This window comes from Nocardia sp. NPDC056611 (assembly GCF_042792755.1).
Lineage (GTDB): Bacteria > Actinomycetota > Actinomycetes > Mycobacteriales > Mycobacteriaceae > Nocardia.
Window position 1 is genome coordinate 1,052,779 of the sequence record NZ_JBHTVV010000001.1, and the last position, 23,715, is coordinate 1,076,493.

The 23,715-nt window shown below is 68.3% G+C and carries 18 protein-coding genes; 10 read left to right on the forward strand and 8 right to left on the reverse strand.

Features of this window, described 5'->3' with window-relative positions:
* Nucleotides 1-3 precede the first annotated feature (3 nt).
* The 5 genes from ACFRAQ_RS04805 to ACFRAQ_RS04825 all read left to right on the forward strand — a co-directional run bounded on the left by ACFRAQ_RS04805 (nucleotide 4) and on the right by ACFRAQ_RS04825 (nucleotide 5,124).
* The gene (locus tag ACFRAQ_RS04805; RefSeq protein ID WP_379094206.1) at nucleotides 4-396 is read left to right on the forward strand and encodes a hypothetical protein; all 393 of its coding nucleotides are present in this window, start codon (nucleotides 4-6) and stop codon (nucleotides 394-396) included.
* A gap of 38 nt (nucleotides 397-434) precedes the next feature.
* The gene (locus ACFRAQ_RS04810) at nucleotides 435-1,340 is read left to right on the forward strand and encodes an SGNH/GDSL hydrolase family protein (RefSeq protein ID WP_379094208.1); all 906 of its coding nucleotides are present in this window, start codon (nucleotides 435-437) and stop codon (nucleotides 1,338-1,340) included.
* Nucleotides 1,337-2,683 carry an acyltransferase family protein gene (locus ACFRAQ_RS04815; protein ID WP_379094210.1) on the forward strand — a complete coding sequence of 449 codons (1,347 nt, stop codon included), beginning with the start codon at nucleotides 1,337-1,339 and terminating at the stop codon, nucleotides 2,681-2,683. The genes ACFRAQ_RS04810 and ACFRAQ_RS04815 overlap by 4 nt, the downstream gene beginning before the upstream one ends.
* 154 nt (nucleotides 2,684-2,837) lie before the next feature.
* Nucleotides 2,838-4,373, forward strand: coding sequence for an alkaline phosphatase family protein (locus ACFRAQ_RS04820; protein WP_379094212.1), 1,536 nt, complete (start codon nucleotides 2,838-2,840; stop codon nucleotides 4,371-4,373).
* A 100-nt stretch (nucleotides 4,374-4,473) separates the two neighbouring features.
* The gene (locus ACFRAQ_RS04825; RefSeq protein ID WP_379094214.1) at nucleotides 4,474-5,124 is read left to right on the forward strand and encodes a hypothetical protein; all 651 of its coding nucleotides are present in this window, start codon (nucleotides 4,474-4,476) and stop codon (nucleotides 5,122-5,124) included.
* A 186-nt stretch (nucleotides 5,125-5,310) separates the two neighbouring features.
* On the opposite strand, the gene ACFRAQ_RS04830 is transcribed toward ACFRAQ_RS04825, so the two are convergent.
* From ACFRAQ_RS04830 to ACFRAQ_RS04860, 7 genes are all read right to left on the reverse strand, one after another.
* A complete protein-coding gene (locus ACFRAQ_RS04830; protein ID WP_379094215.1) occupies nucleotides 5,311-5,616 on the reverse strand; it encodes a hypothetical protein in 306 nt (101 codons plus the stop codon).
* Between the two features lie 107 nt (nucleotides 5,617-5,723).
* The gene (narI, locus tag ACFRAQ_RS04835; protein WP_379094217.1) at nucleotides 5,724-6,458 is read right to left on the reverse strand and encodes a respiratory nitrate reductase subunit gamma; all 735 of its coding nucleotides are present in this window, start codon (nucleotides 6,456-6,458) and stop codon (nucleotides 5,724-5,726) included.
* Entirely contained in the window at nucleotides 6,455-7,135 is a 681-nt protein-coding gene (narJ, locus tag ACFRAQ_RS04840) for a nitrate reductase molybdenum cofactor assembly chaperone (protein ID WP_379094219.1), read from the reverse strand. The genes narI and narJ overlap by 4 nt, the downstream gene beginning before the upstream one ends.
* Nucleotides 7,132-7,326, reverse strand: coding sequence for a hypothetical protein (locus tag ACFRAQ_RS04845; protein ID WP_379094221.1), 195 nt, complete (start codon nucleotides 7,324-7,326; stop codon nucleotides 7,132-7,134). Before ACFRAQ_RS04845 ends, narJ begins: the two co-directional genes overlap by 4 nt.
* Nucleotides 7,323-9,038, reverse strand: coding sequence for a nitrate reductase subunit beta (narH, locus tag ACFRAQ_RS04850; protein WP_379095835.1), 1,716 nt, complete (start codon nucleotides 9,036-9,038; stop codon nucleotides 7,323-7,325). The genes ACFRAQ_RS04845 and narH overlap by 4 nt, the downstream gene beginning before the upstream one ends.
* Before the next feature lie 10 nt (nucleotides 9,039-9,048).
* Nucleotides 9,049-12,780: a nitrate reductase subunit alpha gene (locus ACFRAQ_RS04855; RefSeq protein ID WP_379094223.1), complete on the reverse strand. Its 3,732-nt coding sequence runs from the start codon at nucleotides 12,778-12,780 to the stop codon at nucleotides 9,049-9,051.
* Between the two features lie 342 nt (nucleotides 12,781-13,122).
* Complete coding sequence (locus tag ACFRAQ_RS04860) at nucleotides 13,123-15,435, reverse strand: arylsulfatase (RefSeq protein WP_379094225.1); 2,313 nt, start codon at nucleotides 15,433-15,435, stop codon at nucleotides 13,123-13,125.
* 138 nt (nucleotides 15,436-15,573) lie between these two features.
* Between ACFRAQ_RS04860 and ACFRAQ_RS04865 the strand changes: the two genes are divergently transcribed.
* From ACFRAQ_RS04865 to ACFRAQ_RS04885, 5 genes are all read left to right on the forward strand, one after another.
* Complete coding sequence (locus tag ACFRAQ_RS04865) at nucleotides 15,574-17,160, forward strand: ABC transporter substrate-binding protein (protein ID WP_379094227.1); 1,587 nt, start codon at nucleotides 15,574-15,576, stop codon at nucleotides 17,158-17,160.
* Complete coding sequence (locus tag ACFRAQ_RS04870; protein WP_379094229.1) at nucleotides 17,157-18,116, forward strand: ABC transporter permease; 960 nt, start codon at nucleotides 17,157-17,159, stop codon at nucleotides 18,114-18,116. Before ACFRAQ_RS04865 ends, ACFRAQ_RS04870 begins: the two co-directional genes overlap by 4 nt.
* Complete coding sequence (locus ACFRAQ_RS04875) at nucleotides 18,113-18,985, forward strand: ABC transporter permease (RefSeq protein WP_379094231.1); 873 nt, start codon at nucleotides 18,113-18,115, stop codon at nucleotides 18,983-18,985. The genes ACFRAQ_RS04870 and ACFRAQ_RS04875 overlap by 4 nt, the downstream gene beginning before the upstream one ends.
* Entirely contained in the window at nucleotides 18,982-20,664 is a 1,683-nt protein-coding gene (locus ACFRAQ_RS04880) for a dipeptide ABC transporter ATP-binding protein (RefSeq protein WP_379094233.1), read from the forward strand. Before ACFRAQ_RS04875 ends, ACFRAQ_RS04880 begins: the two co-directional genes overlap by 4 nt.
* Nucleotides 20,665-20,871: 207 nt before the next feature.
* Entirely contained in the window at nucleotides 20,872-21,654 is a 783-nt protein-coding gene (locus ACFRAQ_RS04885; RefSeq protein WP_379094235.1) for a helix-turn-helix domain-containing protein, read from the forward strand.
* Nucleotides 21,655-21,680: 26 nt separating this feature from the next.
* Here ACFRAQ_RS04885 and ACFRAQ_RS04890 read toward each other — a convergent pair whose 3' ends face one another.
* Nucleotides 21,681-23,429: an NTP transferase domain-containing protein gene (locus ACFRAQ_RS04890; protein WP_379094237.1), complete on the reverse strand. Its 1,749-nt coding sequence runs from the start codon at nucleotides 23,427-23,429 to the stop codon at nucleotides 21,681-21,683.
* Nucleotides 23,430-23,715 lie beyond the last annotated feature (286 nt).

The window sequence follows — 23,715 nt, forward strand, 5'->3', positions numbered from 1 at the left end:
AACATGAACATCCGCATCACCGGCACGTCGACCGCTCGCGCCACCGTGGCCGCCATCGGTTCCGTCCTGCTCATCGGTGGACTCGCTGCGTGTGGCAGCGACAAGGCCACCGACTCGCCCGCCACCACGACCACCTCCGTGGTCGCCCCGGCGAGCAGCTCGGCCGCTCCCGCGAGCAGCGCGGCCCCCGCGCCCGCCGCCCCGCCGGCCACCACCGAGGCTCCCAAGGCCGAGGCCCCCGCCCCGGCCCCCGCGCCGCAGGCCGAGGCCCCCGCGCCGCAGCAGGTCGCGCCGCAGCCCGTCGCGCCCAAGCCCGCGCCGCAGGTCGAGGCGCCCGCCAAGCCGGCGCCGCCGACGCTGGACGCCCCCGGCTTCGAGCCTCGCGCAGGGTACTGACGAACCAGCGCAGGTTCTGACAGACGGAGAAAGAGCACGTGTCGGGAAACAACGGACGGTGGCTGTGCGCCGCGGTGATGGCAGTCGCCGCGGCCATGGCGGGAACTTCGGGGGCACAGGCGGATTCGACTCCGCAAGGTAGAGAACTGGTCATTCTGGGTGACTCGTTCACCGCGAACGGGTGGGACCCGTCGGGGCAGGACAAGACCTGTCAACACGGCGCCACCGCCTGGCCGGCGCAGCTGCAGGACCGATTGGGCCTGCGCGGCGACGGACAGGTGTGGAACCAGTCCTGCCCGGGCGCGTCGATCGACACCGGGAACGGCTACATCCTGAAGGTCCAGGCGAGCAACGCCGACAAGGCGGGCGCGTTCGGTCCGAAGACGAAGCTGGTCACCCTGCAGTTCGGTCTCAACGATGTGTGGGGCGACTCGTCGAAGTCGCCGTGGGACTCGATGCAGGCCTGCTTCTACGACCCCGCGGGCGGCTGTGGGGCCGACGCGGTGGCCGACGGCCGGATGGCCGACCCGAAGAACGTGACCGGCGCCGAGTACGCCGCACGGATCAGCAAGGTCGTCGCCTACGTCCGTTATTACGCCCCGAACGCGCGCATCGTGATCGTCGGGTACCCGGAGTTGTTCACGCCCGGCCAGGACGCGATCTGCTTCGACATCGCCGGTTTCGAGATCGGCCAGCCCCGGGGTCGTACGGTCGTCGACTACCTCGATCGCTTCGATCAGGCGCAGCGCGAAGCCGCGGCCCTGTTGCGGATCGAGTACCTCGACAGCCGCGCCCTCACCCGCGGGCACGGTCTGTGCACACCCGACCAGTGGGTCAACGGCGTGTTCGACCCGAAAGTCAATGTCGCCGGTCTGCCGTTCCATCCGGCTCCGCAGGGCGACGCCGTGATTGCCAACGCCCTGCAGGAGAGGTACGCCCGATGACCCGACCACCCGAAGTCGTGCCCGGCACGCGGGAGGACGCCACCGCGCTCGCGGTGGAGTCCTTCTCCACCCAAGTGATCCAACCGGCGCCCGCGGCGCGCCCTGTCGACACCGCCGCGCCCGCCGCCGAATCCGTCATCGAGCGGGCCGCCCGGGTCCGCCCGCCGCTGCCGTCGCTGACCGGCGCGCGCTGGTGGGCGGCGTTCGCGGTGTTCGTGCTGCACGCGCTGGTGTTCCTGCCGGTGTACCCGTTCCAGAAGTCGGAGATGTTCCGCAACATCCACGCCTGGATTCCGATGCAGCTCGGCGCGGCGGGTGTGACCTTCTTCTTCGTGCTGTCGGGCTTCATCATCTACTGGTCGTTCCGGCCGGGCATGGCGAAGGGCGCGTTCTATCGCCGTCGCGTGCTGAAGATCTACCCGTCGCATCTGCTGGCGGCCGCCGCGTTCATCGTGGTGGCGAGCGTGCCGCTGCACCGCGCGGTGGTGTGGGTGCCGAACCTGCTGCTGGTGCACACCTACGTGCCGAAGTGGACCACGGTCGGCGGCCTGAACGTGCCGTCCTGGTCGCTGGCCGCGGAAATGCTGTTCTACCTGAGCTTCCCGCTGGTGCTGCCGCTGATCATGAAGATCCCCACGCGCCGCCTGGTGCTGGCGGCGGCGGTCCTGCTGCTGGGCATCGCCGCCCTGCACACCTCGTACTTCCTGTTCTTCGACGGCCCCAAGGGCATCGCGAACGCCTTCGCGCCGCGGCTGGTCCCGGGCACCACGTCGCCGTACTACGAGCTGCACGCCTCCCCGGCGTGGTTCCAGCAGGCGAACATCCCGGTGTCGCTGTCGTATTGGCTGAGCTACACCTTCCCGCTGTCGCGGCTGCCGGAGTTCTTCCTCGGCGTGCTGGCCGCGCGGATGGTGCTGGAAGGCAAGTGGCGCAACACCAACCTGCTGTGGCCGATGGTCGCCCTGACCATCTCGTACGCGTTGACCTGGGTCGTGCCGGTGAACTACAAGATGTCGGTGCTGATGCTGGCCCCGATGACCGCGGTGGTCGCCACCATGGCGAACCGTGACCTGCACGGCATCGGCAAGGTCAACTCCCATCCGCGCATGGTGTGGCTGGGCAATATCTCCTTCGCCTTCTATCTGATCCAGTTCCCGGTCATGGTGCTGATCACCCGATACCTGATCGGCGGCAAGGAGTTCGGCGTCGTCGGCTGGGCCGGCTTCGCGGTGCTGAGCCTGGTGGTGTCGACGGTGATCGCGGCGGCGCTCTACCACTGGGTGGACCTGCCGATCATGAACAACTTCGCCCGCTCCAAGAAGAAGCCCGCGAAGGCCGCCTAGCCGGGCAGTACTTGTCGCACAACCGCTTCCGCCTATTGGTCGAATGACCAATAGGCGGTTCGCGTTCATCACCCGGTCACTGCGGGGCGGGTGGCTCGACATCTGAAACGTGTTCCATTCGGGTCGCATTTGTCACGACCTGTAAGGAACAGCTATGCGCCACAACGGCGTTCGACAACACCTCGGCAAGGTCCTCGCCCTCTCGGCGGCGGCCGCACTGTCGGTCCTGAGCGGCTCGGCCGTCACCCCCACCGTGGCGCAGGCCGCGGTCACCAGCCCGAACCTGATCGTGGACGGCGATGCCGAAGCGGTGGCGCAGTGCTCACCCAAGGGCCTCGACGGCATGACGCTGCCGGGGTGGAAGATCGTCAAGGGTGAGCCGAACGCGGTGTGCTACGGGCAGTCCGGGTGGCCGGGCCCGTCCTCCACCGGCCCCTCGAACCGGGGCTCGAGGTTCTTCACCGGCGGCGGCACCGGCAACTCCGAGATCGATCAGACCATCGACGTCTCCGGCGCGGCCGCTGCCATCGACGGGGGCGGGGTGAGCTTCGATCTGAATGGCTGGCTGGGCGGCTACGGCGCGCAGATGGACAAGGCGAGTCTCACCGCGACCTTCCTCAACGGGTCGGGCGGCAAGCTGGGGTCGGCCGATGCCGGCAGCGTGAGCAGCATCGACCGCGGCTTCACTACCGAACTGCTGCAGCGTGATGCGAAGGGAACCCTGCCCAAGGGCACCCGCGCGGTCACCGTCGATGTGTACTTCACCTGGACCAACGGTGACACCACCGACGGCTACGCCGACAACCTGTCGTTCACGATCGGCGCACCGCTGCCCGCCCCGGCGCTGACCGCCCCCGCCGCCACGGTCCCCGGCTACGACCATGTCTTCATGGTCTACCTGGAGAACCAGGACTACGACGGCCTCACCGGCATCATCGGTAATTCCGCGGCCCCGTATATCAACAGCCTGCGCTCCCAGGGCGCGACGCTGACCCAGTCCTACGCCACCACCCATCCCAGCGATCCGAACTACGTCGCGCTGGCGGCGGGCGGACTGTACGGGCTGGTCGACAACAGCGTCACCACCACGACCCTGAACGCCCGGCACATCGGCAACAGCGCGGACGCGGCGGGCAAGACCTGGAAGGGCTACGCCGAGGACGCCAACGGCAACTGCGATCAGACCGCGCACGGCGAGTACTACCAGGACGACCTGCCGTTCCTGTACTTCCAGAACATGAAGTCCGATCCGGGCTACTGCGCCGCGCACCTGCAGCCGCTCACCCAGATGACGAGCGACCTGCAATCCACGGCCACCACACCGAATTTCGTGTGGTTCGCGGCCAACGAGTGCCACAACATGGAGGGCTGCGGCGTCGCCTCGGGTGACAGCTGGCTCGGCGCGACCGTGCCCGCGATCCTGAACTCCCCGGCCTGGAAGCAGCAGCGCTCGCTGCTGATCGTGACCTTCGACGAGGGCTTCGCCAAGCTCTTCGGCCCGCTCTACTCGAACCGGGTGCCGACCATCGTGCTCGGCTCGCAGAACTCGGTGAAGGCGGGCTTCAACAGCTCTCAGCGCACCGACCAGTACGGCCTGCTCCGCACCATCGACACCGCGCTGGGCCTGCAACCGCTCACCAATAACGATCGTTACGCGGCCACGGTGAACGACATCTATTCCGGCCACTGACATCTCGCCCCGGGCGCGGTGTGTTCGGTACGACTCGCCGCGTCCTGGGCGGATGGCTCAGGTCCGGGATCCTGTCGGTTCCCACCGCTAATCTGCCAGGATGGTGAAACCGGAATCGGCGCTGCGCCGCTTGATGCGCGACACGGGGAAGTTGCTGCAGCCGTACGGTTTCGAGGGGGCCGAGCCCACCTGGACGCGGGTGCTGCCGGAGGGCGTCGCCACCATCGCCCGGACCCGCACCTTCCGCACCTTCACCGGCGGGCAGCAGGTGCTGCGCTTCGGGCTGGGCGCGTGGGCGACCCCGGCCGCCTGGCAGGAATTTCGTCTGTGGCGCACCGAGCGCTACGGTCTGCGGCCCCTCGCTCCCGAGGCGGCCACCGGTCCGGGCCTGCTCCCCGGTGAGGGCCTGCCCGGTGAATCCGGCGACCTGTGGTCGGTCCGGCTGGATCGCTACCAGCCGGGCCATGTCCAGCCCGAGGACATCGAGGCGATCCGTGCCGAGCTGCCCCGCCGCGTGCACGCCCACGCCCGCCGGGCGCTGCGCCTGCTCGAACCCGACAGTTACCTGGAAGAGCTACTGGCCCAGCCGAATCCGCGCCTCGAGACCTGGGAGGCGATCGTGGTGCTGCTCGCCGGCCAGGGGCCGGACCCGCGACTGGACGCGGCCCTGGACCACCTGCGCGACCAGCCCGGCACTCAGGACGTCATGGAGTTCATCGCCGCTCGCACCCTGTCGAGCCGGTCCGCGTAGAAGAACACCCGCCCGCAGCCGGTGCAGAGCAGGGCGAGCAGGTCCGACAGGGGCCGCCCGCCATTGCGCCGGACCAGATACATATCCATGCTGCCGCCTACCAGGACCCGGCGTTCACCGCAGTCGGGGCAGGGCGTTTCCTGCGGCGTAACCCGCTCGGGCTCGGAATTTTTTGAGAGCACCCGGCTATTGTTGCCCGGCCGACTTCTGATATTCGCGCCATGCCTTCTGCGTGTCGGTCAGTTTCGGCTTCGGTGTGCGATTGCGGAAGAAATTCACCACCATCACGACCGGCAGGATGAAGGCCTGGAAGAAGATCAGGTAGGAATCGCCGTCGAAGAGGAAGGCGAGGTAGAAGGCGTAGCCGAGATAGACCGCGCCGAAGACGGCGTCGATGGTGCGCGCGGTGTTGCTCTGGCCGTCGCGGACCGAGGCGAGCGCCAGCATGATCACCCCGCTGAGCGCGAGCAGACCGACATACCAATTGAACATGGATTCCCCCCAAGACAATTCAGGCCCGACCAGTCGGTTGGGCCGGGCCGAACGATAACACCGGGAAAAACCGGGCGCCACCGATAAATCGGTGAACGCCCGGTATCTCAACGGCGCGGAATGGCCGGGGTTTCCCAGGCTTTCGCGTAGCGCTTCTTGTCCGCGGACTTGTCCGGCTTGCTGCGGTAGACCACGTACGGCCGCACCAGGTAGCCGACCGGCGCGGAGAACATGTGCACCAGGCGGGTGTAGGGCCAGAAGGCGATCAGCGCCAGCACGACCAGCCCGTGCAGCTGGAAGGTCCAGGGCGTGCCGACCATCAGCTCCGGCTCCGGATGCAGGGTGAACAGGCTGCGGAACCACGGCGACACGGTCTCGCGGTAGTTGTAGGTGCCCCACAGCAGGTTGCTGCCCCAGGTGTTGAGCAGGCCGGTGACCAGCGCCGCGGTCAGCAGGACGTACATGACCTTGTCGTTGGCCGAGGTGGCCTGCCGGACGGCGGACACGGTGAGGCGGCGGTAGGCCAGGATGGCCACGCCGATGATGACCGCCAGTCCCGCGACCGAGCCCGCCGACACCGCGACCACGTGGTACGCCTCCTCGGAGATGCCGACCGCGGTGGTCCACGACTCCGGGATGAGCACGCCCAGCACATGCCCGCCGATCACCCCGAGCATGCCGAAGTGGAACAGCGGGCTGCCCAGCTTCAGCAACCGCGACTCGTGGATCTGCGAAGACCGTGTGGTCCAGCCGAACTGGTCGGTGCGGTAGCGGTACAGGTGGCCCAGCACGAACGAGGTGAAGGCGATGTAGGGGAGCATCAGCCAGAGCGCGGAGCTCATCGGCGGGCCTCCGTTCCGGAGAAGGCGAGCGGGTCCATGGCGAAGGGGTCGAGGCCGACCTCTTCCTCCGGCGGGCCCTGGGCGGCGAGTTCGGCGATGCGCCGGCGGTCGGCGGTGGTGACCGGTGGCAGGGTCGCCACCACCGACGCCAGCACCCCGGCGTAAGGAGATCCGCTGTCGGAAAGCGACAACCGCAGCAGTTCCAGGACCGGGACGTGTTCGCCCAGCAGTCGTTCGCCGCCGATCGGGTCGACGGTGGCGGCGAATTCGAGCAGCACGGGCAGGTGGTCGGGCAGTTCCTCGTCGCCGAGTTCGACCCCGGCGTGCCGGTAGGCGTGCTTGAACCGCAGCAGCGCCATGCCGCGTTTGCGGGTGTCCCCGTAGGCGTAGAAGGTCAGGTGCAGACTGGCCCGGCGGCGCATGTCGAAGGTCTCGACGTACTCCTGGGCCAGGGCGATCGGGTCGCCGGTGCGCAGATGGGTGAGGAACCCGGCGAGCAGCGGGCGCACCGAGTCCGGCAGTTCCGCGGCGGCGGAGTCGAGTTCGTCGAGCAGCGAGAGGGTCTGCGCGTTCGGGTAGTCCAGCAGCAGCGCGCTCAGCCGCCACACCAGCCGCCGGTCCCGCTCGTTCAGGGCGACGGCGGGTTCGGGGCGGCGGCGCAGTTTCAGCAGACTCATCGCGAAGCCCCGGTGGATTCCGCTGTGGCGCCGCCGGTTTCGGGATTGGCGTCGAGCTCGTCGATCAGCGCGCGGGTGCGCGGGTGCGGATAGTCGAGCGACAGCGCGTCCCGTCGCCACACCTCACGCCGGTCGTTATCGCTCGCGGTGACGGCGGGTACGGAGCGCCGCCGCAGTCTGAGCAGGTTCATCGCGCCGCTCCCGTCGGTTCGGGTTCGATCGATTCGGTGTCGACGGCCGCCGGCTCCGGCGCGGGGGAGTGGTGCCCATTTCCATTGGCTCCGTTGCCATGACCGGCGGCGCCGTTGCCGTCGGCGGATTTGGGCACCAGCCCGCTGGTGCTCTTGCCGTCCCAGTTGAGCAGGTTGATCCGGTTGGACTTCTGCTCGGGCGCGGCGGCACCGTTGGTATCGGTGAGGTGGAACTTGTCGGCCATGTAGTCGAAGGCCGTCATGCCGGGGCCGCCGTCGGTGTCCAGGGAGCAGCCGGTGGCGAGCGAATCCAGTTCGTGCGCTTTGGATGTCGCGCCGGAGGGGATCACGTAGCGGTGCTCGTACTTGGCGATGGCGAGCAGCCGGTACATGGCCTCGATCTCCTCGGGCTCCAGGCCGACCGCGTCCGGGATGGACAGGTCGGGTTCCTGGCCGAGGTTGATCGAGCGCATGAAGGACCGCATGCCCGCCAGCCGCTGCAGGGAGGCGCGCACCGGGCCGATCTCACCGGCGGTGAACAGTTCGGCCAAGTACTCCAACGGAATTCGCAGCGCGTCGATCGCTCCGAACAGGTTGTTGTGGTTCTCGCCGTCGTGCCCGGTCTGGGTGAGGGTGTCGACCACCGGCGACAGTGGCGGCACGTACCAGACCATCGGCATGGTGCGGTATTCCGGGTGCAGCGGCAGTGCGATCTGGTAGTCGACGATCAGCTTGTAGACCGGCGAATCCTGCGCGGCGGCAATCCATTCCGGGGAGATCCCGGCTCGTTCGGCCTCGGCGATGACGCGCGGGTCGTGCGGGTTGAGGAACACGCCCAGCTGCGACGGATACAGGTCCTGGTCGTTCTCGACCGAGGCGGCCTCGAGCACCTTGTCGGCGTCGTAGAGCATGACGCCGATGTAGCGCAGTCGCCCGACGCAGGTCTCCGAGCACACGGTCGGGATGCCGACTTCCACACGCGGGTAGCAGAAAGTGCACTTCTCCGCCTTGCCCGTCTTGTGGTTGAAGTAGATCTTCTTGTACGGGCAACCGGTCACGCACTGCCGCCAGCCGCGGCACTTGTCCTGATCCACCAGCACGATGCCGTCCTCGGCGCGCTTGTAGATCGCGCCGGAGGGGCAGGACGCCGCGCAGGACGGGTTGAGGCAGTGCTCGCAGATGCGCGGCAGGTAGAACATGAAGGTCTCTTCGAACTCCAGTTTCACCTGCTCGGACAGTTTGGCCAGCAGCGGGTCCTTGCCGACCTGCTCGGGACCCGAACCCAGCGAGTCGTCCCAGTTCGCGCCCCAGGTGACCTTGGTGTCCTCACCGGTGATCAGCGACTTGGGCTTGGCCACCGGGGTAGTGTCCATCTGCGGGGCGGACAGCAGGTTCTCGTAGTCGTAGCTCCACGGGTCGTAGTAGTCCGACACGGTGGGCAGGTCCGGGTTGGCGAAGATATTGAGCAGCCGCTTCATCCGGGAGCCGGACTTGAGCGTGAGGCGGCCCTTCTTGTCGAGGGTCCACCCGCCCTTCCACTTCTCCTGGTCCTCGTAACGCCGCGGATAACCCTGTCCCGGACGGGTTTCCACATTGTTGAACCACACGTACTCGGTGCCGGCGCGGTTGGTCCAGGCCTGCTTGCAGGTGACGCTGCAGGTGTGGCAGCCGATGCACTTGTCCAGGTTCATGACCATGGCGAGCTGAGCCATGACGCGCATATCAGTACTCCACTTCCTGCGAGCGCTTACGAATCGTGGTGACCTCGTCGCGCTGATTTCCGGTGGGGCCGTGGTAGTTCAGCGCGAACGACTGCTGCGCGTAGCCACCGATGAGATGCGAGGGCTTGATCATGATCCGGGTCAGCGCGTTGTGGATGCCACCGCGCTTGCCCTTGCCGACCTTGGTGTTCTCGCTGCCTTCGATGCGGGGGACATTCACCGCGCGGTCCTGGGCGTGATACATGAACACGGTGCCCTCGGGCATGCGGTGCGAGACGATGGCGCGCGCCACGACGATGCCGTTGCGGTTGATCGCCTCGATCCAGTCGTTGTCGGCGACGCCGATCTTCTTGGCGTCCACGTCCGACATCCAGATCGCCTGCCCACCACGGGAAAGCGTGAGCATGTGCAGATTGTCCTGATACGCGGAGTGGATGGACCACTTGGAGTGCGGCGTCAAATACCGAACGGTCACCCCGTTGCCATCGACGTTGCCGATGCCGGGTTCGGCGAACAGCGCGCTCATGTCCAGCGGCGGCCGGTAGATCGGCAACTGCTCGCCGAGCTCCATCATCCAGTCGTGGTCGAGGTAGAAGTGCTGGCGGCCGGTGAGGGTGTGCCAGGGCTTGGACCGCTCGACATTGATGGTGAAGGGGGAGTAGCGGCGTCCGCCGGTCTCGCTCCCGGACCATTCCGGTGAGGTGATCACCGGAACGGGCCGGGCCTGCGTGTCGGCGAAGGTGATTCGCTTACCCTCGTGCTCGGCAGCCAGATCGGCCAGCTCGGTTCCGGTGCGCTCTTCGAGCGCATGGAACCCTTCCACCGCGAGCCGGCCGTTCGTGGTGCCGGACAGTGCCAGGATCGCCTCGGCCGCGTGGGTGTCCTTGGCCAGAGACGGACGGCCCTGCGCGACACCGGAAACCACCGTGCCGTTCACGCCGCGCAGGTAATCTACCTCGGCATCGGGAATAGTGGTGACACCCTTCGTGGTGAGTCCCAAGGTTTCCACGAGCGGTCCGAGCGCGGCCATCTTCTCCGCGACCTTCGGGTAGTCGCGTTCGACGACAACGAGTTTCGGCATGGTGACACCTGGAACCGGCTCGCATTCACCATATTTCCAGTCCAGTACCCGGCCACCGGCCTGCGCCATGGCGTCGGCGGTGTCGTGCTGCAACGGCATCGCGACCAGGTCCTTGCGCACGCCGAGATGCTTCTCGGCCAGCCACGAGAACCCGCGGGCGATGCGGTGGAACGCCTCGAAATCGGTCTTGGCCTCCCACGGCGGGGAGATGGCCGGGGTGAAGGCGTGCACGAAGGGGTGCATGTCGGTGGAGGACAGGTCGTGCTTCTCGTACCAGGTGGCGGCCGGGAACACGATGTCGGAGAACAGGGTCGTGGACGTCATGCGGAAGTCCATCGACATCAACAGGTCCAGTTTCCCGGTGGCGGCCTCGTCGCGCCATTCCAGTTCCTGCGGCCGAATGCCGGTGGCCTCGGTGGTCTGCAGATTGGAATCGGCGCCGAGCAGATGCTTGTGGAAGTACTCGTTGCCCTTACCGGACGAGCCGAGCAGGTTGGCGCGCCACACGGTGAGGACACGCGGAAAGTTCTCGGGCGCGTCGGGATCCTCGCACGCGAAGCGCAGATCGCCCGACTTGAGTCCATCCACGACGTAGTCGGCGGGCGCCTTGCCCGCCGCGTCCGCCTCGTCGACCAGGTCGAGCGGATTGCGGTTCAGCGTCGGGTAGGACGGCATCCAGCCCAAACGCGAAGCGAGCGCGATATTGTCGGCCGCGGTCCGCCCGGCGAACGCGCCCTTGCTCAACGGCGAGGCGAACGATTCGCTGGTGAACGGGTCGTAGCGCCACTGGTTGTTGGCCAGGTACCAGAACACGGTGCCCTGCATCTGACGCGGCGGCCGCTGCCAGTCGGAGGCGAAAGCCAGTGTGGCCCAGCCGGTCACGGGACGGCACTTCTCCTGGCCCACGTAATGCGCCCAGCCGCCGCCGTTCACGCCCTGGCAGCCGGTGAGCAGCGTCAAGGTGAAGAAGGAGCGGTAGATCTGGTCGCTGTGGAACCAGTGGTTGGTGCCCGCGCCCATGAGGATCATGGACCGGCCCCGGGAACGCTCGGCATTGTCGGCGAATTCGCGCCCGAGGCGTTCGGCCTGTTGGGCGGGGACGCCGGTGATCGACTCCTGCCAGGCGGGAGTGTAGGGCTGAGTCGCATCGTCGTAGCCGGTCGGCCAATTGCCGGGCAGGCCGGACCGTCCGACGCCGTACTGCGCCAGCAGGAGATCGAACACCGTCGTCACCCGTCGCCCCGCGATGACGGTGGTCGGCACGCCGCGGGTGAGGACAGCCGCATCGCTGCCCGCGGAGAGCCCGTCGAAGCGGGGGAACTGCACGGCCGCAACATCATCGGTGCGGCCGTACAGGGTCAGCAGGGGATCGATGTCCCCCAGATCCAGATTCCAACGGCCCTTGCCCGCTTCGTTGAAGCGGTGGCCGAGGGAACCGTTGGGCACCCGGGGAGTGCCGTCCGCGTCCAGCAGGACGGTCTGGTGCTCCACGCCCTCACCGGTGTGGCCGAGATCGGCGGCGGTGAGGAACTTGCCGGGGGTGAAGGTGTGGCCGCTGTAGTCACCGGCGGTGTCCCAGCCGCCGTCGTGCTCGTCCAGCGCCACCAGGTACGGCAGGTCGGTGAAGCGCTTGACGTAGTCGTCGAAGTAGGGAGTCTGCTTGTCCAGGAAGAACTCTCGCAGCACCACGTGGCCCATGGCCATGGCCAGGGCGGCGTCGGTGCCGGGACGGGCGGGCACCCACTCGTCGGCGAACTTGGTGTTGTCGGCGTAGTCGGGGGAGACCACCACGACCTTCTGGCCGCGGTAGCGGGCCTCGGTCATGTAGTGCGCGTCCGGGGTCCGGGTGACCGGGACGTTGGAACCCCACATGATCAGGTATCCGGCGTCGAACCAGTCCGCGGACTCCGGCACGTCGGTCTGGTCGCCGAAGACCTGTGGGGAGGCGACGGGCAGGTCGGCGTACCAGTCGTAGAACGACAGCATGGAGCCGCCGATGAGCGAGATGAACCGCGCGCCCACGGCGTGCGACACCATCGACATGGCGGGAATGGGGGAGAAGCCCGCGACCCGGTCCGGGCCGTACTTCTTGATGGTGTGCACGTGCGCGGCCGCGGCGATCTCGGCGGCTTCCCACCACTCGGCGCGGACGAAACCGCCCTTGCCGCGCGCGGACTTGTAGGTCGTGGCCTTGTCGGCGTCCTCGACGATGGACTCCCATGCCAGCACGGGATCCTTCAGCCGCTCCTTGGCCGCGCGGTACAGCTCGAGCAGCGCGCCGCGCACGTACGGGTAGCGGATGCGCGCGGGAGAGTAGGTGTACCAGGAGAACGACGCGCCACGCGGACAGCCGCGCGGTTCGTACTCCGGTTTGTCCGCGCCCACGCTCGGGTAGTCGGTCTGCTGCGACTCCCAGGTGATGACGCCGTCCTTGACGTAGATCTTCCACGAGCAGGAGCCGGTGCAGTTCACACCGTGCGTGGAGCGCACCACCTTGTCGTGCGACCAGCGGTCCCGGTAGAACTCGTCGGCCTCGCGGCCACCGGTCTTGTGCAGGGTGCGCAAGTCACCGGACACCTCACCGCGGTTGAAGTACTTCCCCAGTCGAAGCAGCGCATCGGCGGACGAGTGTCCGTTCTGCGTGATGGTCATAACGCCCCCTTCGAGCTGGAAAACCGGGCTGCTGGCTCGACTGTAGGGACGTGAAGGGAGGCATCAAAACGGTTTGCTCACAATGCTCGAAACGGATTTGTGAGCTGTGAGATCGCCGCAATGTTCCGGTCACTGAGGGGTAGCGGCCGAGGTCACACGCTCCGGTCGCGACCTGGGAAAACCCTTCCGCGCCCGGTGAAACGTGTTCCCGTGAAGGTGTTTCGGACCAGTGGCGGTGAAGCTTCCGAAACGGTTGGTTCTCGCTTACTTAATATTTGTTAACACACTTTCGAATAGCTGGATGATCGCTGGCAAGGGGACTGGAGATCGGGCGCGGCACGCCTACTCCGCGATCAATTCGGCCTCGGAATCCAGCGCTCGCTGCGCTTCCTCCGAAACTCCCACGGCCCCGGGGTGGTATGTGACGGCCAGGAGCTCACCGCCGTAGCGGAACACACCCCGCCGCTCACGGAGATCCCAGGACACCGGCCCGCGGGCGTCGAGCCCGACCGAGATCCCCGTCCACGGCGACATGCCCGCCAGCTGCACCTGGTCGGGCAGCTCGCCCGCCCGCACCCCGTCGATGCCCAGCGTGAAGTCCCACCGCAGGTGCGGCCGGACCGTCGCCGACAGGGTGAGAAGGCGACTGCCTTCGGCGATTTCGCCCGCGTCGAGGGTGGCATACCGCCCGTAGGCGTTGTAACCGAAGATCAGTCGCCCGTTCTCGACGTAGAGCAGGTAGCCGCCGAGCGGGTCACCGTGCGCGACCAGGACGCCCTCGTCGCCGGCCCGGTAACCGGAGAGTTCGACGGTGATGGTGAAGTCGCGGTAGGCGATGAGCCGCTGGGAGCGGTATCGCTCGAGTGTGGGGGTACCCGGGAGGATCCGGACCGGATCACCGAGCCGCGCCTCCTCGGGCCGCCGCCGCGCCAGATCCTGGCGGGTGAGCAGCGGGAAAACCGTGTTGTGCCAGGCGGCTTCGTCCCACGCGGCGGCCAGCTCGGCCACCTTGCCGGGCAACCGCTCGGACAGGTCGTGCAGCTCGGTCGGGTCGGTGCGGACGTCGAAGAGCTGCCAGCGCGGGTCGTCGATGTCGCGTCCGGGCTCGTGCAGGGCGAGCAGTTTCCAGCCGTCGCGGTAGAAGCCGCGATGCCCGGTCATCTCCGAATACTGTTCGGCATGCTGGGAGATCGCGGACGGGTCGTGCAGCACCCGCGCGGCGGATACCCCGTCGAAGTCCTTGGCGGGCAACCCGTTACGGACACTCGGCCGCTCCAGGCCGATCAGGTCGAGCAGCGTGGGAGCCAGGTCGGTGATGTAGACGTACTCCTGGCGCACCCCGCTGTCGCCGTCGGTCCGCGGCAGCCCCCGCGGCCAGGACAGCACGAACGGCACCCGGACCCCGCCGGCGAAGGTCTGGCCCTTGTAGAACCGGAACGGCGTGTTCGAGGCCTGTCCCCAGCCGCGCGGATAGTGCACGCCGAGCTTGGCGGTGCCGATCAGCTCGTCGTCGTGCGGGACGTCGCGCTCCCATTCCGGCTCGTCGACCTGGGCGAACTGCGCGAAGTAGGTGCGGGTGCCCTCCGGCCCGCCCTCCGCGGTGCCGCCGTTGTCGGAGGTGAACACGATGATGGTGTTGTCCAGCTCGCCGAGCTGTTCGAGGGTGTCCACGATCCGGCCCAGGCTCTGGTCGATGCTGTCGACCATGCCCGCGTACACCTCCATGTACCGCTCGAACCGCGACCGCTGCTCGTCGGTCAGCGCATCCCATTCCTGGGCCTCGTAACCCGGCTCGGTATTGCGCGGCTTCTGCTCGGTCCCGGGCGGGAACAAGCCCTGCGCGAGCTGCGAGGCGAATCGGCTCTGCCGCAGTCGATCCCAGCCCTCGCGGTAGCGACCCCGATATTTGGCCTGATCCTCGGGTTTGGCCTGGAGCGGACCGTGCATGGCGGTGTGCGCGAAGTACAGGAAGAACGGCTTGGCGGCGTCGTGCGCGCGCAGTTCCTTGATGTAGCCGACCGCGCGATCGGTGTAGTCGTCGGTGAGGTAGTAGCCCTCGGGATACTCCTCGATATTCACCGGCGAGCTGTCCGAGATGAGCTGATTCGGGTAGTAGAAGGAGTTCAGGCCCTCCAGGGAGCCGTAATACCGGTCGAATCCTCGTCGCGTCGGCCAGGAATCGCGCCGCGCGGCCGGATGCAGCGTGGCGTCGCGCACCAGATGCCATTTCCCGACCGCGTAGGTCGCATATCCGTTGGCGCGCAGGATTTCCGGCAGCGTCAGCACATCGTCGGCCAGTTCGAGCCGCAGCCCGGGATATCCGGGATCGGCATTGGCGACGAATCCGAAACCGGCCCGGTGGGAATTGATTCCGGTCAGCAGCGCCGCCCGCGACGGCGAGCACAGTGGCGTGGTGTGGAAGTTGGTGAGCCGCAATCCATTCGCGGACAGCCGATCGAGAACGGGGGTGTCTATCTCCGAACCGAACGGGCCGATATCGCTGAACCCCATATCGTCGACCAGCACCACCACGACATTCGGCGCACCGGCCGGCGCGAGCGGCGGATACTGCCATTCCGGTGTGGAATCGGCGGTGGTGCGGCCGATCTCACCGGAGAAACTCTCATAACCACGGGCATGGGCGGGGACTGACATGCTCCCCAGCAAAGGCCGCCCGCCGGTGTGACGGCCAGGGTTTCACTCTGGCTGCGTGCAACCGGTGATCTGTCATGCATTCGCGGTTAGCGTCGCCGCACACAATCCAGCGATCGGTCCACACTCGAGGATTTCCAGATGAATTCGTCCCCCGGCGCCCTCCACCGCCGTCACTTCCTGCGCGGCTCGGCCGTCGCCGCCCTGGCGATCTTCGGCGGCGGGGCGCTGGCCGCCTGCACCTCGGCGGTGAGTCAGCAGAAGGGCGGCGACGACAACGCGCAACCCGTGCGCGGCGGGACCCTGAAGTACGGCGTGCTGGTCGACCTCGTCCCCGCCAACCTGCTCACCAATACCGGCACTACCCCGTACGTGGTCGGCCTGGTCTTCGAGTCCCTGGTGCGGTACCCGCACGACAAGCTCGAACCGCAGCCGCTGCTGGCCAAGAGCTGGACCGTCGCGCCCGACGGCAAGTCCATCACCCTGGAACTGCGCGACGACGTGACATTCCACAGCGGCCGCCCCTTCACCTCGAAGGATGTGGAGTTCTCGCTGCGCACCTACGCCGACCCGAAATGGTCGGGCCAGCTCAAGAGCACCGCCGCCGCGGTGACCGGCATCGACACCAGCGCCCCGCACCGGGTCACGCTCACCCTGGCGCACCCGCTGAGCAATCTGTTCGACCTGCTCGACACCGTGCCCATCCTCGACAGCGAGTCGATCGACCAGCTGGGCACCGGCGAGAAGATCGTCGGCACCGGGCCGTTCCGGTTCGTGCAGCGAATCCCCAACCAGCAGTTGATATTCGAGAAGAACGCGAACTACTGGGTGCCGGAACGCCCCTACCTGGACCGGGTCGAGATCACCGTCATCTCCGACAACCAGGCGCAGCTGAACGCCCTCAAGACCGGGCAGATCCACCTCGCCGACGGCGTCACCTACCGCGACAACGAGAATCTGGCCAAGGCCGACGGCTACCGCGTCCACACCTACGAGGGCGCCGAGCTCGAGATCTACGTCGGCGTGAACGTCGCCGACCCGGTGCTGTCGGACGTGCGGCTGCGGCAGGCCATCGCCTACGCCGTCGACCGGGAGCGCATCATCGCCGAGGTGTTCCGCGGTGCCGGATACGCCGCGAATCTGCCGTGGCCCAAGAACTCCCCGGCCTTCGACGCCGCCCGCAACACCCGGTACTCGCGCGATGCGGCCAAGGCCAAGCAGATCCTGGCCCAGCTGCCGAAGCCGCCGAAGATCCCGCTCACCTACAACACGGCGGTGTCGGCGTACGAGGCCGCCGCGCAGATCGTTCAGGCCAACCTCGCCGAGGTCGGCATCGAGGTGGAGCTCGCGCCCACCGACAACGCCACCTTCGTCAAACAGCTGATCGGCGCGCAATTCCCGGGCCTGTGGATCACCGACCACTCCTGGGCGCAGTTCGTGCCCTCCACCCTCACGGTCAGCGCGTACCCGTTCAACGCCCGGAAGAACGCCTCCCACTTCGAATCTCCCGCCTACGTGGCCGCCGCCGACGCGGCCTGGCAGCTGCCGCGGAGCACCGGCCCGGACGCGGTCCGCGCCTACCAGGCCCTGAGTGATCAGCTGCTGGACAGCCTGTTCCTCATCGAGATCGGCGTCCGGTACTCGCAGGGCTCGGCGACCCGGAAGCTGCACGGCTTCAACTGGACCAAGCGCCGCGAACTCGCGTTGACCGAGGCGTTCCTGGCATGACCGCCTACCTGCTGCGCCGGGTTCCCTCCGCGCTGGCGGTGCTGTTCGGGGCCTCGGTGCTGATCTTCCTGCTGCTGCGGCTGGTGCCCGGCGATCCGGCGACCATCCTCGCCGGAGCCGACGCCACGCCGGAAACCGTTGCGGCCATCCGGCATCAGCTCGGACTCGACCGATCCATCCCCGCCCAGTACCTGTCGTGGCTGCGCGGCGTGGTGACCGGCGACCTGGGCCGGTCGTACCTCATCGGCGGCCAGATCTCCGACCTCATCGGGCGGGGATTGTCCAACACGCTCATCCTCGCGGGGGCGGCGCTCCTGCTCGCGGTCGTCGTGAGCCTGGCGGTGTCGGTCGCGTCGGTGCTGTGGGATCGCCGCTGGCTCAACGCGATCGTGGCCGCCGCGAACACGATCACCGTCGCCATCCCGGTCTTCGTGACCGGTGTGCTGCTGGTGCTGGTCTTCGCCGTGGCCGTCCCCGTCCTGCCCTCGGGCGGCCTGCCGCCGGACGGCTTCCTCACCCGGCCCGACATCGCCGTGCAGTACCTGCTGCTGCCCGCGGTGTGCCTGGCCCTGCCGGTGTCGGCGGCGCTGACCCGTTTCCTCACCGAGGCGCTGCGCACCGAACTCGCCAAGCCGTACGTCCTCACCGCCCGCGCCCTCGGTGTCCCGCGTCGCCGCATCGTCACCCACGACGCGCTGCGCAACGCCCTGCCCGCCATGCTCACCACCCTCGGCATCCAGACCGGCAACCTCCTCGGTGGTGCGGTCCTGGTGGAGGCCGCCTTCGCGTGGCCGGGTATCGGCCGGCTCATCGAAGAGGGCATCAATCGCCGCGACTACCCGGTCGTCCAGGCGCTGTTGCTGTTCTCGGTGGCGGTGTTCGTGGCCATCCAACTGTTCACCGACATCGCCCACGCGTACCTGGATCCCCGAATCCGCATCGGAGGCCGCGCATGAGCGAGAACACCGTGACCGCAAGCGTCCTGCCCGTGGATCCGGTGGCCGATCCGGATCGGTCGCCGCTGCGGGCCTTGACGCGCGGACAGGGGCTGGCCGGAGTGCTGCTCATCGCCGTCATCGCGGTCGCGGCGCTGGCCGCCGGGCCGCTGACGAAATACGGTCCGCTGGAGCAGATTCCGGGGGCCAATCTGCTCGGTCCGAGCGGGGAGCACTGGCTGGGGACCGATCACCTCAATCGGGATGTGTTCACCCGCCTGCTGTACGGCATCCGCGTCGACCTGTTGATCGCCTTCCTCGCGGTCCCGGCGGGCGCGGTCCTCGGCTCGGTCATCGGGCTGGCCGCCACCGTGAATCCGGTCGCGGATGTGCTGGCGCAGCGCGTGTTCGACCTGATCCTGGCGTTCCCGGCGCTCATTTTCGCGATCGCGCTGACCGCCGTCACCGGGCCGGGCGCGCACGCGGTCGCCATCGTGATCATCGCCGCCGAGGTCCCCATCTTCGGCCGGCAGATCCGGACCGCCGTGCTGGCCGTGCGCGAGCAGCCCTTCGTCGAGGCCGCCACCGTGATCGGCGCGAGCACCGCCTGGACCCTGCGCAAACACGTGCTGCCCAATGTGATCGAACCGCTCGGGGTGCAGCTGGCGCTGTCGTTGTCGCTGGCCGTGTTCGTCGACAGCGCCATGAGTTTCATCGGCATCGGGGTGCGGCCGCCGGATCCGTCGCTGGGGTCCCTCATCGCCGAGTCCACCCGCAATCTGGACGCCAATCCCGCCATGGCGGTCGGGCCACTCGTGGTGGTGTCGGCGCTGACGCTCGGATTCCTGTTGATCGCCCAGGCTCTGGGCCGCGCCCGGAGGGTGATATGACCGCCGAGACCTTGCTCGACATTCGTGACCTGGCAGTACGTTTCGGTGCGCGGGAGGTCGTGCACGGCGTGAACGTACAGGTGGCGCGCGGGGAGACCGTGGCGCTGGTGGGTGAATCCGGCTCCGGCAAATCGCTCACCGCGCGCGCCGTGCTCGGGCTGCTGCCCACCGGCGCCACCGCCGCCGGCTCGGTCCGGCTGGACGGGACCGAGATCATCGGCGCCACCGAGGACGAGCTGCGGCCCCTGCGGGGCACCCGGGCCGCCATGGTCTTCCAGGAGCCACAGACCGCCCTGAACCCGGTGCGCCGCATCGGAAGCCAGATCGCCGAGGCCCTGCGCGCCCACCGGCCGATCGGCACGGCGCAGGCCCGCGCCCGCGCCATCGAACTGCTCGGCCTCGTCGACATCCCGGAACCCGAGGCACGGGTCGACTGGTATCCGCACCAGCTCTCCGGCGGGCAGAAGCAGCGGGTCGTGATCGCGCTGGCCCTCTCCGGCGAACCGGACCTGCTGATCGCCGACGAACCCACCACCGCCCTCGACGTCACCGTGCAGGCCGAGATCCTGCACCTGCTGCGGGACCTGCAGCGCCGCAATAACACCGCGATCCTGTTCATCACCCACAACCTGGGCGTGGTGGCCGCCATCGCGGACCGGGTGGTGGTCATGCGGGCGGGGGAGGTGGTCGAAACGCAGCCGGTCCGTGAGCTTTTCGCCGACCCCCGCGAGCCGTACACGCGGGAACTGCTGGCCGCCGTCCCGGTGCTGCCGGAGGACGGCGCGGCGCCGGTGCCCCCGGTGGCCGTGGTGGCCGCCGAGCCCGAGTCGAATGCGGCCGCCGTCGCCGACCCCGAACCGGTGCTGCGCGTCCGCGATCTGTCGGTTGTCTACCGTCGCCACGGCAAGAAGTTCCAGGCCCTGCGGGACGTGTCGTTGACGCTGGCCCCGCGCGAGGTGATCGGCCTGGTCGGGGAATCCGGTTCGGGCAAGAGCACTCTCGGCCGCACCGCGCTCGGCCTGGTGCCCGCGACGGCGGGAGAGGTGGTGTTGCAGGGAGTTCCGCTCACCGGGCTACCGGGTCGCGAACTGCGCGGGCTGCGCAAGAACGTCGCACTCGTACATCAGGACGTGACGGCCTCGCTGGATCCGCGGCGGTCGGTCGAGGACGCGATCGGGGAACCGCTGCGCGTGCACCGGGCGGCCTCGGGCGCGCTGCTCCGCGCCAAGGTCGGCGACCTGCTCGAATCGGTACGGCTGCCGCGTGAGTACGCGACACGCCGCCCCGGCGAGCTGTCCGGTGGGCAACGCCAGCGTGTCGCGCTGGCCCGTGCGCTGGCCCTGGCCCCGCGCCTGCTGGTGGCCGACGAGCCCACCAGCGCCCTGGACGTCTCGGTGCAGGCGCGGGTGCTGGACCTGTTCGCGGACCTGCGCGCCGAGTACGGATTCGCCTGCTTGTTCATCAGTCACGACCTGGCCGTCGTCCATCAGGTGGCCGACCGGGTGGCGGTCCTGCGAGAAGGGCGTATCGTCGAATCCGGCCCGGTCGAGGCCGTGTTCGGCAGCCCGCGCGAGGAGTACACGCGCCGCCTGCTCGACGCGGTCCCCGCCCCGGATCCGGCGCGTTCACGGGAAGCGAAAAACTCTTCCGCGGAACCGCCCCTGGCTGTAGGGGCTTGACGGTAGTTTGGAGATCGGACTCCCCGCCGTCCATCGCCGATCCCGTGTCACATATACCAACAGGATAATTCGGTGATACTGATTGGATTTGCGGCGCTGAGCAGTTCATATCCCAATCTGTGTAAGTATCCGTCCTGAAGCGGATCTCAGTGGTGCCTCTACGGGGAGGCGAGGTGGGCCATCGAGATTCCGAGAAGGAGGGAACCAGTGGGCGCGAGAGCGGTATGCGGACAGGAATTTCGGGAACTCGAAGCACCCACGTTCGGAAACCTGCTGCGGCGGCTGCGTGACAATCGCGGTGTATCCCGCGAACGGCTGGCATTCAATGCGGGCGTAAGCGCCAGCTACATAACGCATCTGGAGAAGGGCGACCGCGGAAACCCGACTCGCGAAGTGGTGACCGCGCTCACCCGCTATCTGGACCGGCTGGACCCGCTGTCCAGCGCAGACCGCCGTCAGCTCGACGACCTCGCCGGCCTGGGATCGGACCAGGTTCCGTCCCCGGCGGAACTGCGCGCGGTCATCACCCCGGAGATGGTCCGCACACTCGATCTGCACAGCCCGAATATGGCCGCCCTCCTGGACATCCGGTCCAATCTGCTGGCGTGCAATGCCTCCTGGCACGACGCGTTCCCGGGGCTGCCCCGGCACGGCAATATGTTGCGCTGGTTCTTCGGTCACGAGCTGGCCGCGAAAGTAATGGTCAACTGGGAGTCGGACGCCCGGCTGATCGCGGGCTGGATGCGTGCATTGATCGGCCGCTCCGGAAATGCCGAAGGATTCGCCGATCTGATCCGGGACCTCGGGGAATTCCCGAAATTCCGGCAGGCGTGGTCCGACGGCGGCGTCGAGTTCGCGCCCCACGTCTTCACCCTGCACATGCGCAACCCGGTCACCGGCGTGCGCCGCCGGGTTTTCGCCCAGACCGGTCGCATCGACGGCGCGGCCTACCCGGGCCAGCTGTTGACCGTTCTCGGTCTGCCCGGCTGAGCCCGGTGGAATGGGGGACGCCGCGCTCAGCCTCGCAGCGGAATGAACTCGGCCAGGACGCCGTCCTCGGCCTCGGCGGGAACGATCACCAGGCCGTCACGGTCCAGCAGATCGGCCAGATGGGCCGTGTGCAGCCGCAGATCGCCCTGGAAGCCGCCACCGGGCAGCGCCCGCGCCGGGACGATGCGGGCCACCGGAGCGGTCAGCTCGGCCGCGTTGGCCAGCGGGCCCAGCACCCGGCGCGCCGGTTTCGCGCCGGTCATGCCCTCCACGGTGGCGCCGATCAGCGCCAGCAGCGTGGAGATGGCCGCGAACGGGTTGCCGGGCAGTCCCAGAACGACTGTGCCGGAGGCGAGTTGGGCAGCCACCGTGGAACCGCCCGGCCGCAGCCGCAGCCGGCGCAGCAGCACGGTGGACTCGGTGCGGTCCAGCGCGGAGCGCAGCTGGTCGGCCGCGCCGCCGCCGGTCGCGCCGACGATGACGAGCAGATCGCAGTCGGCCGCGGCCGCCAGCACCTCGTCGAAGGCATTCTCGGTGTCGCGCAGGTGAACCCGGTCGATCGTGGTGACGCCGTACCAGGCCAGGATGTCGGGCAGCACCGGGCCGATGGCGTCGCGGGTCTGGCCGGTGTGCAGCGGCCCGTCCCCGCGAATCTCGTCACCGGTCATCACGATTCGCGCCCGCACCGGGCCGCGGACCGACGCGGCGGCGACCTCCGCGCTGGCGGCCACCGAGATGAGCGCGGCAGTGACCGGGGTGCCCGCGGGCGCGACTTCCGCACCGGGCAGCCAGTATTCGCCGCGGCGGCGCACATCCTCGCGGATCGGCGTGTCCGGCAGCCGGTACAGGGTGCCGTCGTCATCGATGTGCACGAACTCGTCGCGCACCACCGAACTGGTTCCGTCGGGCACGTGCGCGCCCGTCGCGATGCGGACCGCTTCGCCGTCCAGCAGGCCCACCGGCCGCTCTCCGCCGGCGAATCCGATATCGCGGCGCAGCTGCCAGGGCCCGTCGCCGCTGACGGCGTACCCGTCCATGGCCGACACGTCGAAACGCGGCAGCGCGTCCGCGGCCAGCAGCGGGGCGGCCAGGGTCGCCCCGCGCGCGGCGCGCAGGGTGGCACGGCGCGCCGGCAGCGGGGAGATGCTCCCGCGCAGCACATCCCGCGCCTCGTCGAGCCACAGCGGTTCGGCCGAACGGACCGCGCCGGTGCGCGCCCGGCGCACATCCTCGGGAGTGTCGCAGTCCTCGACGCCGGGCAGCGCGACCATGGCGGTGTCGACCGGCACCAGCGCCTTCATCGGACGATTCACCAGGGAGTCCAGGGACTTCAGCGCGGCGTCCAGGGCGGCACGGCGCCACACCCCGACCAGGTACTGCGGGCGGCCCGAGGCGTCGGCGGCGAAGACCGCGTCGCTCCCGGATTCCCTTGCGTGGGACAGCAGTTCGCTCACCGCGGCCGCGGTGAGGAACGGCATGTCGGCGGCCAGCACCACGATCAGCCCGGCCGGGAACTCACACCCGGCCAGGGCGCCCAAGCCCGCGGCGATGGCGGCGACGGGGCCCGCCCCGGCCGGTATCTCCTGTGCCTGAAGGACTTCCGGCGGCAGTTCGGGCCGGTGCGGTCCGACCACGACCGTGCGCGCGCAGCCGGCCACCGCGGTGAGCGCCGCGTCGAGCATGGATTGCCCGCCGACGACCAGCGCGGGTTTGTCCACTCCGCCCATCCGGCTGGCCTTTCCTCCGGCCAGCACGATGGCGTCGACGGGTGTCACGATCCCGTTCCAGGGTGGGGGAGTGTCAGGGCCTCACTGCGCATGGTTGAAGATCGTAGTGGCACGCTGTTCAAGGGTCGCCGGGCACGCCGGAAACCTGCGCTTGCTAAGCAATTGCCGATAGTCGTTACGTTATGAGATGTGGCACGACACATAGTAGAAATGGTCTTGTTTTAACCTTCGGAACAATCGCATATGGCAGTATCCGAGTCGAGAACTGGCGGAGTATGCGGCGTTCGTCACAGTTCGCACCAGGCGTCACACCGGGTCCCACTGTCCGGAACCA

Coding starts and splice junctions, on each gene's coding strand:
- ACFRAQ_RS04845 (WP_379094221.1), bottom strand. CDS start 7,326: ATGAACCTGCTCAGACTGCGGCGGCGCTCCGTACCCGCCGTCACCGCG.
- ACFRAQ_RS04880 (WP_379094233.1), top strand. CDS start 18,982: ATGACCGCCGAGACCTTGCTCGACATTCGTGACCTGGCAGTACGTTTC.
- ACFRAQ_RS04815 (WP_379094210.1), top strand. CDS start 1,337: ATGACCCGACCACCCGAAGTCGTGCCCGGCACGCGGGAGGACGCCACC.
- ACFRAQ_RS04875 (WP_379094231.1), top strand. CDS start 18,113: ATGAGCGAGAACACCGTGACCGCAAGCGTCCTGCCCGTGGATCCGGTG.
- ACFRAQ_RS04860 (WP_379094225.1), bottom strand. CDS start 15,435: ATGTCAGTCCCCGCCCATGCCCGTGGTTATGAGAGTTTCTCCGGTGAG.
- narH (WP_379095835.1), bottom strand. CDS start 9,038: ATGGCTCAGCTCGCCATGGTCATGAACCTGGACAAGTGCATCGGCTGC.
- ACFRAQ_RS04865 (WP_379094227.1), top strand. CDS start 15,574: ATGAATTCGTCCCCCGGCGCCCTCCACCGCCGTCACTTCCTGCGCGGC.
- ACFRAQ_RS04855 (WP_379094223.1), bottom strand. CDS start 12,780: ATGACCATCACGCAGAACGGACACTCGTCCGCCGATGCGCTGCTTCGA.
- ACFRAQ_RS04820 (WP_379094212.1), top strand. CDS start 2,838: ATGCGCCACAACGGCGTTCGACAACACCTCGGCAAGGTCCTCGCCCTC.
- ACFRAQ_RS04825 (WP_379094214.1), top strand. CDS start 4,474: ATGGTGAAACCGGAATCGGCGCTGCGCCGCTTGATGCGCGACACGGGG.
- ACFRAQ_RS04870 (WP_379094229.1), top strand. CDS start 17,157: ATGACCGCCTACCTGCTGCGCCGGGTTCCCTCCGCGCTGGCGGTGCTG.
- narI (WP_379094217.1), bottom strand. CDS start 6,458: ATGAGCTCCGCGCTCTGGCTGATGCTCCCCTACATCGCCTTCACCTCG.
- narJ (WP_379094219.1), bottom strand. CDS start 7,135: ATGAGTCTGCTGAAACTGCGCCGCCGCCCCGAACCCGCCGTCGCCCTG.
- ACFRAQ_RS04805 (WP_379094206.1), top strand. CDS start 4: ATGAACATCCGCATCACCGGCACGTCGACCGCTCGCGCCACCGTGGCC.
- ACFRAQ_RS04830 (WP_379094215.1), bottom strand. CDS start 5,616: ATGTTCAATTGGTATGTCGGTCTGCTCGCGCTCAGCGGGGTGATCATG.